At 45.2% G+C, this 18,779-nt stretch carries 17 protein-coding genes and 1 tRNA gene; 11 read left to right on the top strand and 7 right to left on the bottom strand.

From position 1 onward, the window contains the following. Window positions 1-10: 10 nt before the first annotated feature. Window positions 11-1,027, bottom strand: coding sequence for a tRNA (adenosine(37)-N6)-threonylcarbamoyltransferase complex transferase subunit TsaD (gene tsaD, locus OQJ86_RS01705; RefSeq protein ID WP_038866177.1), 1,017 nt, complete (start codon window positions 1,025-1,027; stop codon window positions 11-13). Between the two features lie 230 nt (window positions 1,028-1,257). Here tsaD and rpsU point away from each other — a divergent pair, with 230 nt between their 5' ends. The 5 genes from rpsU to OQJ86_RS01680 all read left to right on the top strand — a co-directional run bounded on the left by rpsU (window position 1,258) and on the right by OQJ86_RS01680 (window position 6,036). Next, window positions 1,258-1,473, top strand: a complete 216-nt coding sequence (gene rpsU, locus OQJ86_RS01700; RefSeq protein WP_001145625.1) for a 30S ribosomal protein S21 — start codon at window positions 1,258-1,260, stop codon at window positions 1,471-1,473. 28 nt (window positions 1,474-1,501) lie between these two features. Then, the gene (locus tag OQJ86_RS01695) at window positions 1,502-1,945 is read left to right on the top strand and encodes a GatB/YqeY domain-containing protein (RefSeq protein ID WP_042605348.1); all 444 of its coding nucleotides are present in this window, start codon (window positions 1,502-1,504) and stop codon (window positions 1,943-1,945) included. 148 nt (window positions 1,946-2,093) lie between these two features. Beyond that, window positions 2,094-3,854, top strand: coding sequence for a DNA primase (gene dnaG, locus OQJ86_RS01690; protein WP_265985608.1), 1,761 nt, complete (start codon window positions 2,094-2,096; stop codon window positions 3,852-3,854). Between the two features lie 99 nt (window positions 3,855-3,953). Next, window positions 3,954-5,816: an RNA polymerase sigma factor RpoD gene (gene rpoD / locus OQJ86_RS01685; protein ID WP_038866174.1), complete on the top strand. Its 1,863-nt coding sequence runs from the start codon at window positions 3,954-3,956 to the stop codon at window positions 5,814-5,816. A gap of 144 nt (window positions 5,817-5,960) precedes the next feature. Then, window positions 5,961-6,036 (top strand) — tRNA-Ile (locus OQJ86_RS01680). Between the two features lie 84 nt (window positions 6,037-6,120). On the opposite strand, the gene OQJ86_RS01675 is transcribed toward OQJ86_RS01680, so the two are convergent. Both OQJ86_RS01675 and OQJ86_RS01670 read right to left on the bottom strand, forming a co-directional pair. Next, complete coding sequence (locus OQJ86_RS01675; RefSeq protein ID WP_038866173.1) at window positions 6,121-6,393, bottom strand: hypothetical protein; 273 nt, start codon at window positions 6,391-6,393, stop codon at window positions 6,121-6,123. Between the two features lie 232 nt (window positions 6,394-6,625). Then, window positions 6,626-7,345 (bottom strand): SIMPL domain-containing protein, encoded by a 720-nt coding sequence (locus tag OQJ86_RS01670; RefSeq protein ID WP_038866172.1) that lies wholly within the window; start codon window positions 7,343-7,345, stop codon window positions 6,626-6,628. A gap of 163 nt (window positions 7,346-7,508) precedes the next feature. Between OQJ86_RS01670 and OQJ86_RS01665 the strand changes: the two genes are divergently transcribed. The 6 genes from OQJ86_RS01665 (at window position 7,509) to OQJ86_RS01640 (ending at window position 14,880) form a co-directional block, all read left to right on the top strand. Continuing rightward, complete coding sequence (locus tag OQJ86_RS01665) at window positions 7,509-7,799, top strand: hypothetical protein (protein WP_038866171.1); 291 nt, start codon at window positions 7,509-7,511, stop codon at window positions 7,797-7,799. A 142-nt stretch (window positions 7,800-7,941) separates the two neighbouring features. Beyond that, on the top strand, window positions 7,942-9,705 hold the full coding sequence (locus tag OQJ86_RS01660) for a lysophospholipid acyltransferase family protein (RefSeq protein WP_265985605.1): 1,764 nt from the start codon (window positions 7,942-7,944) through the stop codon (window positions 9,703-9,705). 591 nt (window positions 9,706-10,296) lie between these two features. Further along, window positions 10,297-12,249, top strand: coding sequence for a PTS mannitol transporter subunit IICBA (locus tag OQJ86_RS01655; RefSeq protein ID WP_265985604.1), 1,953 nt, complete (start codon window positions 10,297-10,299; stop codon window positions 12,247-12,249). 114 nt (window positions 12,250-12,363) lie between these two features. After that, window positions 12,364-13,512 carry a mannitol-1-phosphate 5-dehydrogenase gene (locus tag OQJ86_RS01650; RefSeq protein WP_265985603.1) on the top strand — a complete coding sequence of 383 codons (1,149 nt, stop codon included), beginning with the start codon at window positions 12,364-12,366 and terminating at the stop codon, window positions 13,510-13,512. A gap of 84 nt (window positions 13,513-13,596) precedes the next feature. Continuing rightward, a complete protein-coding gene (locus OQJ86_RS01645) occupies window positions 13,597-14,127 on the top strand; it encodes an MltR family transcriptional regulator (protein WP_005437418.1) in 531 nt (176 codons plus the stop codon). Between the two features lie 108 nt (window positions 14,128-14,235). Then, window positions 14,236-14,880: an HAD family hydrolase gene (locus OQJ86_RS01640; RefSeq protein ID WP_265985601.1), complete on the top strand. Its 645-nt coding sequence runs from the start codon at window positions 14,236-14,238 to the stop codon at window positions 14,878-14,880. Here the strand turns inward: OQJ86_RS01640 and OQJ86_RS01635 are convergent. From OQJ86_RS01635 to OQJ86_RS01620, 4 genes are all read right to left on the bottom strand, one after another. Next, window positions 14,834-16,228 carry a heavy metal sensor histidine kinase gene (locus OQJ86_RS01635; RefSeq protein WP_265985600.1) on the bottom strand — a complete coding sequence of 465 codons (1,395 nt, stop codon included), beginning with the start codon at window positions 16,226-16,228 and terminating at the stop codon, window positions 14,834-14,836. The two genes, OQJ86_RS01640 and OQJ86_RS01635, sit on opposite strands and share 47 nt — an antisense overlap. Then, complete coding sequence (locus tag OQJ86_RS01630) at window positions 16,221-16,910, bottom strand: heavy metal response regulator transcription factor (protein ID WP_005437415.1); 690 nt, start codon at window positions 16,908-16,910, stop codon at window positions 16,221-16,223. Before OQJ86_RS01630 ends, OQJ86_RS01635 begins: the two co-directional genes overlap by 8 nt. 94 nt (window positions 16,911-17,004) lie before the next feature. Next, entirely contained in the window at window positions 17,005-17,382 is a 378-nt protein-coding gene (locus OQJ86_RS01625) for a DUF3316 domain-containing protein (protein WP_009707777.1), read from the bottom strand. Window positions 17,383-17,513: 131 nt separating this feature from the next. Further along, complete coding sequence (locus tag OQJ86_RS01620; protein WP_265985598.1) at window positions 17,514-18,629, bottom strand: DUF481 domain-containing protein; 1,116 nt, start codon at window positions 18,627-18,629, stop codon at window positions 17,514-17,516. Window positions 18,630-18,779: the final 150 nt, after the last annotated feature.

Genomic DNA, 18,779 nt, shown 5'->3' with positions numbered 1-18,779 from the left:
AGAAGTTTACTTACGCGATTGGCGTCAGTTGGTCAATTGGCCAACGTGGGCGTGCTTCCACAGCCATGTCCGACACTTCGCCATTCTTCAGGCGCTGCATTCCAGCGTAGGCGATCATCGCACCGTTGTCGGTACAGAATTCCGTACGTGGGTAGTAAACTTCACCACCGACTTTCTTCGCCAGCTTCTCAAGTTCAGCACGCAGACGACGGTTAGCACTTACACCACCCGCAATCACAATACGCTTCATGCCAGTTTGTTCTAGAGCACGCTTACATTTGATTACCAGTGTCGCACACACAGCTTCTTCAAATGCTAAAGCGATATCTGCACGTGTTTGCTCATCATCACCGTTTGCCGCAATGGTATTAGCAGTAAAAGTCTTGAGACCAGAAAAGCTCATGTCCAAACCTGGCACGTTGGTCATTGGGCGTGGGAATTTAAAGCGACCCGGAGTGCCTTTTTCTGCCAGTTTAGACAGTAGTGGACCACCAGGGTAATCCAAGCCCATTAACTTCGCGGTTTTATCAAACGCTTCACCCGCTGCATCATCAATCGACTCGCCTAGGATTTTGTACTCGCCGATGCCTTTCACTTCCACCATCATTGAGTGACCGCCCGATACCAATACCGCAACAAACGGGAATGGTGGTGGATTGTCTTCTAGCATAGGTGCCAGTAGGTGACCTTCCATATGGTGAACAGGCACCGCAGGAACACCCCAAGCGTAAGCAATACTACGACCAATCGTTGCACCAACGAGCAAGGCACCAACAAGACCTGGCCCAGCGGTGTACGCAACGCCATCAATGTCTTTAGGTGTCAGATTTGCTTCCTTTAGCGCCTCTTTAATAAGAGGAATAGTTTTCTTAACATGGTCACGTGAAGCCAACTCAGGCACCACGCCACCGTAATCCGCGTGAAGTTTTACTTGGCTGTAAAGCTGGTGTGATAGCAGACCTTTTTCATCGTCATAAATCGCGATGCCAGTCTCGTCACATGAGGTTTCAATACCGATAATGCGCATGGTTTTCTCAGTGGGCTTTCTGTATAGAGGAAATTTGGGCGTCATATTACCTTGCCTTGGTGCTTCAAACAAATTTTGTACAGACAATAAGCGATAAAAGGCTTTACAAAGCTTATGTGATCGGATTAAAATTCCGCACCATTTTTGATCAAGCTGGTAATAGACCAAATAATTGTGATTTGGTTTACTGAAATCCAGCGTTAACGAATAACCCCTGAGGTGAAAGGCATATGCCAGTAGTTAAAGTACGTGAAAACGAACCGTTCGACGTTGCTCTACGTCGTTTCAAGCGCTCTTGCGAAAAAGCAGGTATCCTTTCTGAAGTGCGTCGTCGTGAGCACTACGAAAAACCAACTACAGTTCGCAAACGCGCTAAAGCAGCAGCTCAAAAGCGTCACGCTAAGAAGCTAGCTCGCGAAAACGCTCGTCGCGTTCGCCTGTACTAATAACTGAGCTCCGGAAAGGAATTTAGTTATGGCTCTGATTGAACAACTCAAAGAAGAGCAAAAATTAGCGATGAAAGCCAAGGACAAATTGCGCCTTGGTACTATTCGTTTAGCCTTATCAGCAATTAAGCAACGTGAAGTTGACGAACAGATCACTCTGAACGACGACGACATTCTTGCTGTGTTGACCAAAATGGTTAAACAACGTCGCGACTCTGTTACGCAGTTTGAAGCAGCAAATCGTCAAGATCTTGCTGATGCTGAACGAGCAGAAATTACGGTTCTTGAGGATTTTATGCCTCAACCACTGACAGATGAAGAAGTAGCAGCTCTTATCGAGAACGCGATTACTGAATCTGGTGCAGCTGGCATGCAAGACATGGGCAAAGTAATGGGCGTTCTGAAGCCGCAAATTCAAGGGCGTGCAGATATGGGTAAAGTGAGCGGTTTAGTTCGCGCTAAATTGGCTTAACACCCCACCCAATTGCAGCAAGCCGTGCTATCCTTTGGAACGCACGGCTTGTTTGTATCTGAATGAATGGAATAACGCACGGTTGTATGCATGCTTTTCTCCATAACTCATTCACACCAATCATGATTTTTCTTTTTTGTTAGGTTTTATGGCTGGACACATCCCACGCAGTTTTATTGATGACCTCCTAGCTCGAGTTGATATTGTCGACATCATTGACGCGCGCGTGAAACTTAAGAAAAAAGGTAAAAATTACGGCGCTTGCTGCCCTTTCCATAACGAAAAGACCCCTTCATTCAGTGTCAGCCAAGAAAAGCAGTTCTATCACTGTTTTGGTTGTGGCGTGCATGGCAATGCCATCGACTTCATTATGGAGTTCGAGCGCTTAGAGTTTGTCGAAGCTATTGAAGAACTGGCGTCTTACCTCGGGTTAGATGTTCCTCGCGAACAACGCAGCGGTGGTGGCGGTCAGTTTCAATCAGGACCACAAGCCAGCAGCAGCGAAAAACGTAGCCTTTACGATTTAATGGGCAGTATTTCTCAGTTTTATCGTAATCAACTCAAGCTACCAGCAAGCAAAGTTGCCATTGAATACCTAAAAGATCGTGGATTATCTGGCGAAATCGTCCAGAAGTTTGGCATCGGCTATGTGGCAGATGAATGGGACTTAGTCCGTAAGAACTTCGGCCAGAACAAAGATAACCAAGACATGCTAGTTACAGGCGGCATGTTGATTGAAAACGAAAAAGGTAACCGTTACGACCGCTTCCGTGGCCGTATTATGTTCCCAATTCGAGATCGACGAGGCCGAGTGATTGGTTTTGGTGGTCGTGTATTGGGCGACGGCACCCCGAAATACCTCAACTCACCGGAAACGCCAATCTTCCATAAAGGTAAAGAGCTATACGGCCTTTATGAAGTCTTACAGGCATATCGCGAACCACCACGAATTTTGGTGGTTGAAGGGTATATGGATGTTGTCGCGTTAGCGCAATATGGCGTAGATTACTCTGTCGCTTCATTGGGCACGTCAACGACTGGCGACCACATTCAAATGCTGTTTCGTCAGACCAACACCGTTGTGTGTTGTTACGATGGCGACCGCGCAGGTAAAGAGGCCGCTTGGCGTGCGCTGGAAAACGCACTTCAATACCTGAAAACAGGTAACACATTGAAGTTCTTGTTCTTACCTGATGGCGAAGACCCGGACAGCTACGTTCGTAAATACGGCAAACAAGCCTTCGAACAACAAATCGAACAAGCGACACCGCTTTCGAGCTATCTGTTTGATAACCTGATTGAATTGCACCAAATCAACTTGGGCAATAATGAAGGTAAGTCGGCACTGCGTGCCTACGCAAGTGCACTTATCGACAAGATACCTGATCCCTACTTTCAGGAGTTACTCGAAAAGCTGCTTGATGAACGCACTGGTTTTGATAACCGCTTACGTCAACCACGTAAGAAGAGCAATGAAACTCGACCTCAGCCGCACAAAGAGATCAAACGAACTCCGATGCGCGAGGTTATCGCTCTACTTATTCAAAATCCGAGCTATGCTCAAATGGTACCGGATCTTTCCTCAGTGAGAGATTTATCCATACCAGGCCTAAGTTTATTTGTTGATGTACTTGATAAATGTCAGGCACATCCCCATATCAACACAGGCCAATTATTAGAGCATTGGCGAAATAGCCAAAATGAGACCCTTCTGTCTCGTCTGGCGAGCTGGGATATTCCGCTCGTAGAAGACAACCTTGAAGAAATATTTTTAGACTCACTGGACAAAATAATTGCCCAGTGCGTAGAAAAGCAAATTGAAAACCTGCAGGCCAAAGCAAGAAGTGTCGGTTTATCAGCCGAAGAGAAAAGGGAGCTGCTAGCTTTAATGCTAGATTTAAAAGCGTAACCCTGATTAATTAGTCAGCAACAATTAAATTTGCTATAGTAAGTGGTTTGCATTTCGCATACTGATTCCTTCACCAGATTACGAAGTTGGATACCGTCTATGGATCAAAATCCGCAGTCACAGCTAAAGTTACTTGTTATTAAAGGCAAGGAACAAGGCTATCTGACCTACGCCGAAGTAAATGACCACCTACCTGCTGAAATCGTAGATTCAGAACAGGTAGAAGACATCATTCAGATGATCAACGATATGGGTATCAAAGTAGTTGAAACTGCTCCTGATGCCGATGATCTAGCACTGAACGATGACACAAACATTACCGATGAAGATGCTGCCGAAGCCGCAGCCGCTGCACTTTCTAGCGTAGAAAGTGAAATTGGTCGTACAACAGACCCAGTGCGCATGTACATGCGTGAAATGGGTACTGTAGAGCTACTGACTCGCGAAGGCGAAATCGACATCGCAAAACGTATTGAAGAAGGTATTAACCAAGTTCAATCGTCTGTTGCTGAATACCCTGGCACTATCCCATACATTCTTGAGCAGTTTGACAAAGTTCAAGCAGAAGAACTTCGTCTAACTGACCTTATCTCTGGATTTGTTGACCCTGACGCAGATGACACTGCTGCTCCAACAGCAACGCACATCGGCTCTGAATTGTCTGAATCTCAACTAGAAGAAGAAGACGAAGAAGACGCAGAAGAAGATGAAGAAAGTGATGACGATTCAGATGATTCTGAAGAAGATGTAGGTATTGACCCAGAGCTAGCGCTTGAGAAATTCAACCAGCTACGCAGCACGTACCAAAACCTTCAGCTTGCGATCAACGAACACGGCTACGAAAGCCCGAAAGCAACCGTTGCAAACGAATTGATGCTAGACGTATTCAGAGAATTCCGTCTAACACCAAAACAGTTCGATCACCTCGTGAACGAGCTTCGTACTGCGATGGATCGCGTTCGTACTCAAGAACGTTTGATCATGAAGTCAGCGGTTGAATACGGCAAAATGCCGAAGAAATCGTTCATCGCGCTATTTACAGGCAATGAATCAAGCGAAGCTTGGCTAGATGAGATTCTTTCATCTGATAAGCCTTACGCTGAAAAAATCAAACGTAGCGAAGAAGAAATCCGTCGTTCAATCATGAAGCTAAAAATGATTGAAGAAGAGACTTCTCTAAACGTTCAAAACATTAAAGACATCAGCCGTCGTATGTCTATCGGTGAAGCAAAAGCTCGCCGTGCGAAGAAAGAGATGGTTGAAGCGAACTTACGTCTGGTAATTTCTATCGCGAAGAAATACACCAACCGTGGTCTACAGTTCTTGGATCTAATCCAAGAAGGTAACATCGGTCTGATGAAAGCGGTAGATAAGTTTGAATACCGTCGTGGTTACAAGTTCTCGACTTACGCAACGTGGTGGATCCGTCAGGCAATCACTCGTTCAATCGCGGACCAAGCACGTACGATTCGTATTCCGGTACACATGATCGAAACGATCAACAAGCTAAACCGTATCTCTCGCCAAATGCTGCAAGAGATGGGTCGTGAACCGCTACCGGAAGAACTGGCAGAGCGTATGCAAATGCCAGAAGACAAGATTCGTAAAGTACTGAAAATCGCTAAAGAGCCAATCTCTATGGAGACACCAATCGGTGACGACGAAGATTCGCATCTAGGTGATTTCATCGAAGATACAACGCTAGAACTGCCGTTAGATTCAGCAACTGCGACAAGCCTGAAAATGGCAACAAAAGACGTACTTGCAGGCCTAACGCCACGTGAAGCAAAAGTTCTTCGTATGCGCTTTGGTATCGACATGAACACTGACCACACTCTAGAAGAGGTTGGTAAGCAGTTCGACGTTACTCGCGAACGTATCCGTCAGATCGAAGCGAAAGCACTACGTAAACTGCGTCACCCAAGCCGCTCAGAAACTCTGCGCAGCTTCCTAGACGAGTAATCGAAGCGATTAAAAGCAAAAAAGGTGACCGAGTGTCACCTTTTTTATTATCGGTGAAGCTAAGTGAATAAAAACTAAGCGCAATTGCCCTACCTAGTGGCTAGACACCTTGCAACGCTTCCCCTATAATCGTTGACCTATTAAGGCCCCTTAGCTCAGTGGTTAGAGCAGTCGACTCATAATCGATTGGTCCCCAGTTCAAGTCTGGGAGGGGCCACCAAATTTCGAAAAGCTCGTAGAGAAATCTACGAGCTTTTTTTGTTTTTGGAAACGCGCTTCATTTAAGCCACTAAGCTTATTAGTTTTACGAACGTTCTAGCTCGCACCTTGAGGCTTGATACTCTTGTGTTGCAGAGACTAAGTCTGGGCGATTGATCGCTCTCCACAGAAAATAAGGGGGGATCAAGAACGCGACAAAATAAAACGATTCATGGAAAAACAATTGAGCCGTATCTTCTTGATGTTCACAAAACGCCACCAAGGCACATAAATCCAACAACACACTCAATGCACCGAATACCACAGAAACCACAATTGCTAAACCAAGCAATTCTCTTAGGTAATGTTTGTAAGCCATTCTAGCAATTCCTTCTAGCGAATAAGTGCGGTCAAAATTACGCCTCTAAACCCCTATCTGAATTGACTTTTATCAACTTCACGGCCGAACAAATAAGAACTTAGTTTTATAAAAGATCACTTGCGCAAATAAGAAAAAGAGCGGCAACTAGAATGCAATTGATTGAGCATTAAAAAAGCCAATCAAATGACTGGCTTTTACTTTTTTATTCAGTGGATAGTAAGACGTAGAGTTAATCGGACAAGTAATATTGAACGGTTGAAACAACGCGTACTTTTTTAATATAAGGCGTGTTGCTATCACGATCGTAAATGGAAAACTGACCTTGCGTCGCACGCTTGATTTTACCAAGCGAGCTTTGTGAATCTTTCGCGAACTTCTCTGCCACTTCACGAGCGTTCTTAGTCGCTTCTTCAATCATGTCTGGCTTGATGTCATTAAGCTTAGTAAAACTGTATTCAATGCGATTTGCATAAGGATCTTGGTTAAGCAACACACCCTGTTTGCCTAGCTCACCGATTTCATTGATAGCCGCTCTAACGACATCAATGTTCTGGCTGTAGACCGTCACCGTTCGATTGGCTAAGTAACGATACTCAATGTCCTGTTCGTTGCCATATTGCTGTGCTTTGCGGTCTGTTACGGCTGGAGAGGATAACGAGAAGTTAGATTCATCCAGTCCCTTTGCTGCGAGAAAATCGAGTACTAGCTTCGTCTGTTGATCAATCTCATCAAACATCGTCGGCATGTCATTACTCGCTACGGTAAACTGAATCGGCCAAATCACCGTATCCGCGGGGTACTCGCGTTCAGATAGCCCTTTCACGGTAACCACTCGCTCGTAAGCTTTGTACTTAATCGCCGTCTGTTGGATAAAAAAACCCAGGACACCAAGACCAATGATCAGGCTTAACCCCAGCCATACTGACGACTTATTGGTAATTCGCTCCATTCATACTCCTAATTTCGCTCAATCAATCAATTTGTTATGTCGATAAGATAGTCTAGTTATGGCAATAAAATAGCGACCGAAAGCTAAATTTGTGTCATATCGCTCGAAATGATGAGCTCGATAACATAAAATCGAACAGTGTTTTATTTTTGAGTTTATCAGTATGTTGAAAACAAAATTAATATTGCTCTGTGGACTGCTGATCTCCAGCTTTTGTGTCAGTGCCAACGAGTTTGCAGCTGAAGAATCATTAGCTGAAGAGCAAGTTACTAATGAAAACACGATTGAAGAAAATGCACAGGCTTGTTCAGAAGAATCGTGCACGGGCAAAGGTTTTGATGGACGCATACTGCTAGAAAACGAACCCACTAAGCAGGTGCTGAGCTCGCTAGAAAGCCTGGGTGAAACACTCAACTCTCTTAGTATCCTCATGTTTGCTGGTGATAAAGCTTAAATTTCTCAATACCACCTTCATTATGCTTCGCCTTTGGTCAACAAAGCGTCACCACTTTGTCACCAAAGGCTCATGTTTTTGCCTCTGAACTGTCATCTGTAATTTCTACTATCCAATCAGCAACTTATACGCTGAGGTAAATATGGATAGTTCGACCCCTTTTCGTCTCCCACGTAAAACGCCGTTTGGCATTGGTGAAAACGTTGCTGAATGGGCAACCGGTTTAAACCAACTTGATAAGTTCTACGCCCAACGCCCCGTTAATGCCGATACCAAAACTTTTCTCCGCTTCACGCTGGATATCTTAGGTATCGACTATCGTATTGCTCATGGTTCACTCGATTCAGTTCCTAAACAAGGTGCTACCGTCATTGTGGCGAACCACCCGCTTGGTTGTGTGGAAGGCGTGATCTTGGCTGAACTGCTCTTGATGGTCAGAGAAGATATCCAAATCCTAGCCAATCAATACCTTAAAACCGTGCCGGAGTTAGATCAGCTCTTTATTGGTGTTGATGTGTTTGAAGGCAAAGACGCCGTCAAATCGAATATGAAGGCCCTGAGGGCTGCCAATAAACACCTCGCGAATGGCGGCTTATTGCTTGTCTTTCCTGCCGGCGAGGTTTCCCAGTTAGTCGATGCCAAACAGCAACGCTTGGAAGACAAAGCGTGGAGTCGAAGCGTAAGCAGCCTGATCCGCAAAAACAAAGCAACGACAGTTCCAGTGTTCATCAGTGGTCAGAACTCGAAACGCTTCTATATGGCAGGGAAAATCCATCCACTTTTGCGTACCCTAATGCTCGGGCGGGAGCTACTGAACAAACAAGCACAAACTATCGATTTATCTTTTGGCCAAGCGATCAAATTCAAAGAACTCAACACACTTAGCGATGATCAAGTCGTGAGTTATTTACGACTCAACACTTACTTGCTCAATCGTGAAACCCTATCAGTAAAGCCCTCGTCTTCATCAGAACAGCTCTCTCCAATAGCGGCAGGGTTACCCATAGGCGAATTGCTCGAAGAGCTGAACAACTTACCAAAAGAGTCAAAGCTACTAACCAGTGGTGAGTTCGATGTCTACTGCACGGAGTCGCAGAATATCCCTTCCCTACTGCATGAAATTGGTCGCCTACGTGAGCTCAATTTTCGACAGGTTGGTGAAGGGACGGGACTAGCAATAGACATTGACCATTTCGATCATGATTACCTGCATCTGTTTGTGTGGGACAGAGAAAACCAATGCTTGGTGGGCGCGTATCGTTTAGGTCTGGTTGATCAACTGATTGAAAAGCGCGGCGTAGCAGGTCTGTATTCACGAACGTTGTTTAACTATGACCAGCGCTTTATCGACCAAATGGGTAAATCCATCGAGATGGGGCGCTCAGTGATTGCGCAGCAATATCAAAAGAGCATGAGCGCGCTACTGCTGCTGTGGAAAGGCATCGCAACGTTCGTGCATCAAAACCCTGATTACACTCACCTATTTGGTCCGGTAAGCATTAGCAACGACTATAGCGATACAGCACGTCAATTGTTGGCTCAATCAATGACACTGCACCACTACGACAACAATTGCGCAGAGTACGTCACGCCTTCTAACCCACTTCCTGAGCACCACCGTGACTGGAACACCAGCATGCTTACTGCCCTAGGGGACTTACAGCTATTATCACGCGTTATTGCCAGAATCGATGAAGGAAAAGGTGTCCCTGTTTTACTGCGTCAGTACTTAAGCCTCAATGGCAAACTGGTGTGCTTCAATGTCGACCCTGCATTCAATAACGCGCTAGATGGGTTGATTACGGTGGATTTGCGCGATGTTCAAGAAAAGACGTTGGCAAGGTATATGGGACGCGAGCAAACTCATGAGTACCTCACCTACCATGCTAATAGCAACCATAAGTAAGAGCAGTGAGTAAGAAGAGAGTTGTGAGTCAATAAAAAGCAGTGTAGCGACTCTCTTTTACTTTTCTATCAATTAGATAAGAACACTTCGTGAAGTATGCCGAAAAGACTCTTATAAATACATTCTATCGAAGAGTCGCAATGACATTGATCACACCAATCCCGTCGCAAACTTTCACAAAATACCAAAAGCGACTCAGATCACATTTCATACCCAGACTAAATCAACACAAAATGTGATATTGATCGTTACTGGTATTTAATTTGAATTTCAAAAGAAATCAAAAGTGATCAAAGTCACAAAGTATTTTGATTTTAAATTTGTCAGAAGATCGAATTGATCACTAAGATTTTTATTGACAGATTTGAAAGTGGCTTTTTGTTATTAAGTTACAAGTTAATAAGTTGAACTTGGTCACTTAAAAACCGTTTCTCAGCCTAAGAAATGCGGGCGTAGATCACGAAAAACCCGTTGTCAGTTCCAATTGGAAAATGTGTGGTAAATTGATTGGGTACTAAGCAATCAAACAAACGGTTTTGGCGAACCGTTTACTACAACAAGATTCATCAGAACATCGAACGGGGAATTGTTATGATATCACCAGATGCCAAGATCAAGATACAAAATTTTGGTCGTTTTCTGTCAAACATGGTAATGCCAAACATCGGCGCGTTTATCGCGTGGGGCTTTATCACTGCTCTATTTATCCCAACTGGATGGCTACCAAACGAAACGTTAGCCTCTATGGTTGGCCCAATGATTACCTACTTGCTGCCACTACTTATCGGTTACACCGGTGGTAAATTAGTTGGTGGCGATCGTGGAGCGGTAGTCGGTGCAATCACAACAATGGGTGTGATTGTCGGCACAGACATCCCAATGTTTATGGGGGCAATGATGGTCGGCCCAATGGGCGGCTGGGCTATCAAGAAATTCGATAACTACATCGATGGTAAAGTAAAAAGTGGCTTCGAGATGTTGGTTAACAACTTCTCTGCGGGCATCATCGGCATGCTATGTGCGATCCTTGCTTTCATCTTTATCGGTCCATTCGTAAAAATTCTTTCTGGTGGCTTGGCGGCAGGCGTTAACTTCCTAGTTTCTGCCCATCTACTACCACTGACTTCAATCTTCGTTGAACCTGCGAAGATCCTGTTCCTAAACAACGCGATCAACCACGGTATCTTCTCTCCACTAGGTATCCAACAAGCGTCTGAGACAGGTCAATCGATCTTCTTCCTCATCGAAGCAAACCCAGGTCCTGGTCTAGGTATCCTGCTAGCTTACATGGTGTTTGGTAAAGGTACGGCTCGTCAAACTGCAGGTGGTGCATCAATCATCCACTTCTTCGGCGGTATCCACGAGATTTACTTCCCATACATCCTAATGAACCCTCGCCTAATCCTTGCGGCTATCGCAGGCGGTATGACTGGCGTATTCGTTCTAACTATCTTTAACGCAGGTATTGTTTCTCCAGCATCACCAGGTTCAATCTTTGCAATCTTGTTGATGACTCAGAAAGGCTCAATCGTTGGTGTTCTAGCGTCCATCGCAGCAGCAACAGGCGTGTCATTCGCCGTAGCAGCACTGCTAATGAAGACTCAAACGTCAACAGAAGAAGACGGTGATGAAGCAGCACTAGAGAAAGCAACATCACAAATGAAAGACATGAAATCTGCATCTAAAAACGATGCGGTGGTAAACAGCCAAAGCAAAGGTGACGTAGACCTAGCGACAGTACAAAGCATCATTGTCGCTTGTGATGCGGGCATGGGCTCAAGCGCCATGGGTGCAAGCATGCTGCGCAAAAAAGTTCAAGACGCGGGTCTGAACGTCCACGTAACCAACCTTGCTATCAATAGCTTACCAGAGAGTGCAGATATCGTGATTACTCATAAAGACTTAACGGATCGTGCACGTAAGCATGCTCCAAACGCACACCACATTTCATTGACGAACTTCCTAGACAGCGAAATGTACAACCAGCTAGTAACTAAATTGCTAGCCGCTCAAAAACAATCCGCAGCCAATGACGACCAGATGGTAAAAGTATCGGTCATGGCTGCGAACGATGACAGCTTTGAAAAACAGCAACCATCGGTATTCCAAATTCAGCGCGAAAACATTCACCTAGGTTTGAAAGCAACCAACAAAGAAGAAGCGATTCGCTTTGCAGGTAACAAGCTGGTTGAACTAGGCTACGCAGAACCAGAGTACGTAGACGCAATGTTTGAACGTGAAGCACTGGTTTCAACCTACTTAGGCGAATCTATCGCAGTACCTCACGGCACCGTTGAAGCGAAAGACCGCGTGAAGAAAACCGGCATTGTAATCTGCCAATACCCATCGGGTATCCAATTTACTGAAGATGACGACGATGTAGCGAAACTGGTTATCGGTATTGCAGCTAAGAACGATGAGCACATCCAAGTAATCACTACCATTACGAACGTGCTCGATGAGCCGGAAGCAATTGAGAAGCTAACTAGCACCAACGATGTGGAAGAGATTCTGAACATCCTTGGCGGCCAGCAAGCGGCTTAATCACTCTCTTTAATTTGCTCCTGAGCAAACCGAGGTCAGCTGTCACCCCCTATGCGGTTGGCCTCACCCTAGATTCGTTTTAGTCAACATTTTAGACATTGGTAGGTAAGAATTATGAAAAACGCAGTTCATTTTGGCGCAGGTAACATTGGTCGTGGCTTCATCGGTAAACTATTAGCAGACGCAGAAGTCGAGGTGACGTTCGCAGACGTTGACGCTCCACTCGTCGACCAACTGAGTCACAAGCAAGAATACAAAGTAAAAGTGGTCGGTACTGAGTGCCAAATCGACACAGTAACTCACGTCACCGCGGTTAACTCTGCCAGTGAAGATGTCATCGACCGCATTGTAAAAACCGACTTGGTAACAACAGCAGTGGGCCCTAACGTACTGGACATCATTGCAAAAACCATCGCTACCGGCATTGCTAAACGCTTTGCAGCAGGTAACGATAAACCATTGAATATCATCGCGTGTGAAAACATGGTTCGCGGCACCACACACCTAAAAGGTGAGGTGTACAAACACTTAGATGAATCATTGCACGCAAAAGCAGACGAGTTGGTTGGCTTTGTCGATTCAGCGGTAGACCGCATCGTACCACCAGCAGAAGCGGCGAACGATGACCCACTAGAAGTGACGGTAGAAAGCTTTAGCGAATGGATTGTGGATGAGCAGCAATTCAAGGGCGAAATCCCTGACATCGCGGGCATGGAAAGAACCAATAACCTAATGGCATTCGTAGAACGCAAGCTGTTCACTCTCAATACAGGTCACTGCATTACCGCTTACCTAGGTTGCTTGAAAGGCCATCGCACCATTCGTGAAGCGATTGAAGACCCAAGCATTCATGCTGAAGTAAAACAGGCGATGCAAGAAAGTGGTGAAGTGCTGATCAAACGTTACGGCTTCGACCGTGGCATGCACAACGCTTACATCGAGAAGATTCTGGGACGCTTTGCCAACCCTTACTTAGTGGATGAGGTTGATCGCGTAGGTCGCCAACCAATTCGCAAATTAGGTGCAAACGATAGATTAGTGAAGCCTTTACTCGGTACAATTGAGTATGGCACTGAAAATAAAACGCTTTTGAAAGGCATTGCCGCTGCGTTGAAGTACACTAACGACACTGACCCACAAGCCGTAGAGCTACAAAACTCATTAAAAGAAGTGGGCGTGAAGAAGACGCTAGCGACATACACGGGTCTTGCAGAAAACAGTGCTGAAGTGACTCAAATCGAGACACTTTACAACCAACTTTGATTTACCTAGGGGAGCTTGGCTCCCCTTCTATATCCATCTCCATGAAGAGTTGGGATAGCTAATAATTAGAAATGTATTCAGTATATGGCAGATAACATCAACGAAACCGAGATCATTGAGCGATTAAACAGCGCACCATCGGTACGAGGCTTTTTCATTGCAGCAGTCGACGTTTTTAACGATTCGATCGACGGGTTAGTGCAAAGAATTTTTCGTAAAGATAACTTCGCTGTTCAATCGGTTGTCGGTCCGCTGTTACAAGACTCGGGACCGCTGGGCGATCTGTCTGTTCGTTTGAAGTTATTGTTTGGCTTGGGTGTGCTTCCCGATGATATTTACCACGACATCGAAGACATCATTAAGCTCAAAAACCATCTCAATAGCGACGCTTCTGACTACGAGTTCACGGACCCTAATATTCTAGATCCAATCAAAAAGCTGCATTTGGTGAAGAAGATGGGCATGGTGCAACTGGAAGTCAACGAACCAGATGACGACATCGACCTTGAGTTTTATCAGCTACAACTGCAACGTCAACAACAAATCATTAAGTCAGGGCTCTCGCTTGCGATTGTCGAGATCTGCAATGAACTCGGCAAAGAGAGCCCATTCTAACGCCACATTTTATACCCAAGCTACCTTCAAAAGGATTCGAGGTTGCTTAGGTATAACAAGATAACAATGTCAGCCGCTCTACACCCAAAAACGTAGGAGCCCTACCCAATGTTAAAAGCTGTACTTTTTGATATGGATGGACTGATTTTCGATACCGAATCCATCTACAAGCAAAGTTGGCAATACGCCGCTACCAAGCAAGGCTTAACCATCACCGATGATTTCTACCAGCAGTTCATCGGTGTCCAAGACCCTGAATGTGAAAGAATACTCTCTGAGCATTTTCAAGACGCCATCGATATGCCGAGCTATAAAGCCGTGCGAGCTGAACACTTCCATAATCTAAGAAATCAAGGCATTGCGCTCAAACCCGGATTCGACGCACTGTTTTATACCATCAAACAGCATGACTTATTAACCGCGATTGTCACCTCTTCTCACCTTCCAGAGGTAAAACACAATTTCGCGGGCAGCGAGTACCTTGCGCAGTTCGATTTGGTGATTACCGCCGAAGATGTGGAGCGCGGTAAACCAAACCCTGATTGTTATCAAATGGCTTATCGCCACTTAGGTGTGGACGCCAAGCAATGCTTAGTATTGGAAGATTCGAACAACGGCATCAAAGCTGCGCTCGCTGCGAAATGCCAAGCTGTAATGATTCCGGATTTACTTCCACCTCTGCCAGAGCTCGAAGACAAAGTCATCATTAAAGCGTCTCTTGAGGAAGTGATTCCACTGCTGAGTCAGCTTTAGCCGCTGGCAGTATCAAACAAAACTGGGTTTGGCCATCTTCTGAAGTGACGCTGATGCTTCCATCGTAGGCGTGAACAATCGACTGAGTGATCGACAAACCCAGCCCAGCTCCCACACTACCTGAGTGCTGGCGCGACTTGTCGACCCTATAAAAGCGGTCAAACAGATACGGTAGGTTTTGCTTGGGAATCGCCTCACCAACGTTGCTGACGGTTATCTTCACAAGTTCGCCAATCTGCTCAATATCAACCGAAATCGTCGTCTCGTCATACGCATGGCGAATCGCGTTGGACAATAAGTTACTGATAGCGCGCTCAAACATGTTTCGGTCCATATACAGCATCGCCTCACCTGAAGTGGTAATGGCTAGCGCTGAGTCTTCCGCCAGTATTTCGAAGTACTCGATCAAATGAGCCACTTGTTCATGAGCCGCGAAGCGCTCGTTGTGTCGGTGAATCAGTTTGTTTTCTGCTTTGGCGATATACAGTAAGTCATTGATGGTTTTAGTTATCCGTTCAAGCTCTTCCAAAGTAGAAGCAATCGCTTCTTGATACTCCTCAGAACTGCGGGCAGCACCAAGGATTACTTGGTTTTGAGTGGTGATGTTAGTCAGCGGTGTTTTAAGCTCATGAGCAATATCAGAAGAGAACTCACTCAAACGATGAAAACCGGTTTGTAATCGATCCAACATCGCATTGTGCTTTATCGCTAACTCTCTTAGCTCGATCGGCAACGTATCTGGGTCAATACGAATATCTAACTGTTCAGGGGTAATATGTTGGATGTGTTTGTTTAAGGTAAGAATCGGCCTCAAACCTCGATTTACAATGGTTCGGCTATACAGAGCAGAAGCTAAAAACGCAAAGCCTAACGACCAGAATAGAATCCACCCCAGTTTATTGAGGAACAATATATGGTGGTTAATGCTGGTGCCTATCACCACAGTGACATCTTTGGCTTTAAAGGCGAAGGCTCGAATATCCAAAGAATCTTCATGCCACTCAATCGCATTGTTTTGATTCAAAATCTGCGGCGAACTCAGCGTGAGAGAAAGTTTGTTAGGAATAGAAAGCGTTGAGTTTTTGTAGGTCTGCTCTCCCTCCTCAAACGCCCACATGTAAGCGGAGCTGTTATCGATAAGCAGATAAGCCGACTCAGGAGAAACCATCATGGTCTTCTCTATCGCATTATATTTGCTGACCATTTCGTTATAGTCTTGAGTAAAGAAATGGCGCTCGATGGTGTAATAGAGAATAAAGGCTAAAGCGAGGTACACCACCAGCGTCGTGCCGACAAACATCAGCACGAGTTTGTTTTGCATAGACAGGTTGGCTGGGCGTTTAAACATCTGGTGCTTCCAGCTTATACCCCATCCCTCTAATGGTATGAATCAGAGGCGTTTCAAATGGCTTGTCGACTTTATTGCGCAGTCGTTTGATGGCGACATCAATCACGTTCGTATCGCTATCAAAGTTCATGTCCCACACTAATGACGCAATGGTGGTCCGTGATAACACCTGACCTTCTTTGCGCATCAAAAGCTCAAGCAGCGCGTACTCCTTTGCCGTTAGCGTAATACTTTGCCCGCCTCGCGTTGCCACTCGCTTCATCATATCGAGCTCTAAATCCGCAATTTGCAGCGTCTGAGAGGAGGTCTGTACACGAGAGGAAGTATGATGACGAAAAACATTCTGAATGCGTGCCAGCAGCTCAGCAAACGCATAAGGTTTTACCACGTAGTCGTTGGCTCCTAACTCAAAGCCACGCACGCGATCTTCTATCTGCTCTTTGGCAGTGAGCATGATAACTGGGGTGTGAATGTCACTACTGCGCAGCGTGTTGAGCACTTGCCAACCGTCGAGTTTGGGCAACATGATATCGAGAAGAATAAGATCATAAGGTTCACTGGTTGCGTGATATAAGCCATCGACACCGTCGCGAACCCAATCAACAACGTAGCCCGATTCCACCAGCCCTTTTTGCAAGTATTCCCCTGCTTTTACTTCATCTTCTACAATCAGTAGTTTCAATTTCAGCCCTCTATCTCAACGGGATGTGCTCAGCATTGACGATCGCAAAAAGAGTACGACACAAATTGCATCATACTCTTTTCATTCAATGTTTTTATCGATTACTGTCGCGCTGTGCGTAGTTCACTTTCACGTTCACAGTACCCAGATATTCCAACTGTCCCTGCTCGTTCATGCGCTCTTGTACCGTAACAAAACCACCGTCTTGTAAGTGCGTGCTGTTTCTCGCGACATCGAAAGTCACGATGTTCAACTCTTTATTAAGCTCATGAGACGACATGTCTTTTAAAGAGTTTAGTTCAGCTAACGCTTGTTGATAAGCTGCATCCGAGGTTGCCGTTGGCTCAACAGAAATGGTCTTCATTTCTTCACGGCTAATGTATTTTCCACCAGTGAAAGTCGGTTGAGCGAATGCTGATGCGCTAGTGATTGCCATTGTTGTTACAAGGAGAGCGGTTTTCAGTACTTTCATGTTGATGACCTTTGAGTGTGTTTGTTTTCAATAGCTTCATTATTCAACAACACACCTGACACCAACCTATCTCGAAGATGACATTTTTGTCATAAACCAAAATCGCGATTGATTACCGATAACCACCCAAACTACAGCTCGTAAGTCAGACCAAAATGGAACTTATAGTCGTCTTTTTCTGGCACCACACCTTCCGCATCGGCTTTGGTATCCGAAACATGATCCCAAATCGCTTTAATGCTTAGATCTAGATCATCGACAAGATCGATATCAAAACCAAGCTCGTTGGTATGCCGAGTACCACCAGCATCGTTGCTCGCCCAGTTGAGGTTATAGGTATGACTGAAATCGATATCATCGGTCAGTTCATACTCAAAGTTAGATTCGAAGGTTAAGGTGTTACTGGTCGCATCGCCAGACTCCCCTTCTTCTACCGTTTTAAAGTCGGTGTACTGGTAACCCGGACCGATGGAGACATCCCATTCTGTCTGCGAATTGGCAATGATGAAATAACCCATCTGCATCGAGGCGTTGACTTGGTAATCAATGTTTTGGAACTCATCCTTGAGCAGCGAGAGCTTAAGCGGCCTAAAGAAGAGTCGGTTACTTAGGTAAATGTCGTAGGAGCCATCAAACGAACTGTTATTCGCTGTGGTCTCATCATTCGTCTTGGAGTTTTCGTGTTTGGCTTTCAGTTTAGTCCGCGAACCGACAGTATTCCTTTCCGCTTCTACTTCACCAAGGAGTGAGAACTCATCCGTGTTGCCTTTGCTGATGTCCAACCCTAAAAAGATCTCGGTAGTCCAATGATCAGAATCTTTCTCAGCTCCTCGATAGATCGAAACCACTTCGGAAACAGGGAACGACAATTCTTCTCCATCATTAATCAAATATAATTCGTCTTCACGAATCGACAAATAGCCATCGTAGATGTCACCACTAGAAGTCCGGATGGTAAAGAAACTTGCCGTTTCTAACACCGCAATGTCTTCCAGTTCGATCTCTTGATCGCCAAGATCATCACTATCGAATTCAACCTCTTGATCGAACGAATTGGTTTCTTCCTTGATCGTGCCAGTTAATTCCCCTTTGATCACTTCACCAGATTTGAGTTGTAACCAATCATCGCTTTCATCGATAAATACGGTTTGGCTTTTGCGCTCTTCTGTTTGTATTTCTTCCTCTGCCATCACTGATGGATGGTAAAGCGAGGACGCGATACATAAAGCCAAGAGTTTGATTTTCATAATGACCTTTTCAGTTCAATTGAAACCGCATCAGTGGGATTACGATAGTGATGCAGACCGCTCAACGTGTCAGAAAGTAAACAAGTGAATGTCAACGTATTGCGCATCATAACCGTGTCTACAGACATAAAAAAAGCGAAGTCATGTGAC

This window comes from Vibrio sp. Sgm 5 (genome assembly GCF_026241575.1).
Classification (GTDB): domain Bacteria; phylum Pseudomonadota; class Gammaproteobacteria; order Enterobacterales; family Vibrionaceae; genus Vibrio; species Vibrio jasicida.
This window is presented reverse-complemented; position numbering and strand designations above follow the sequence as displayed.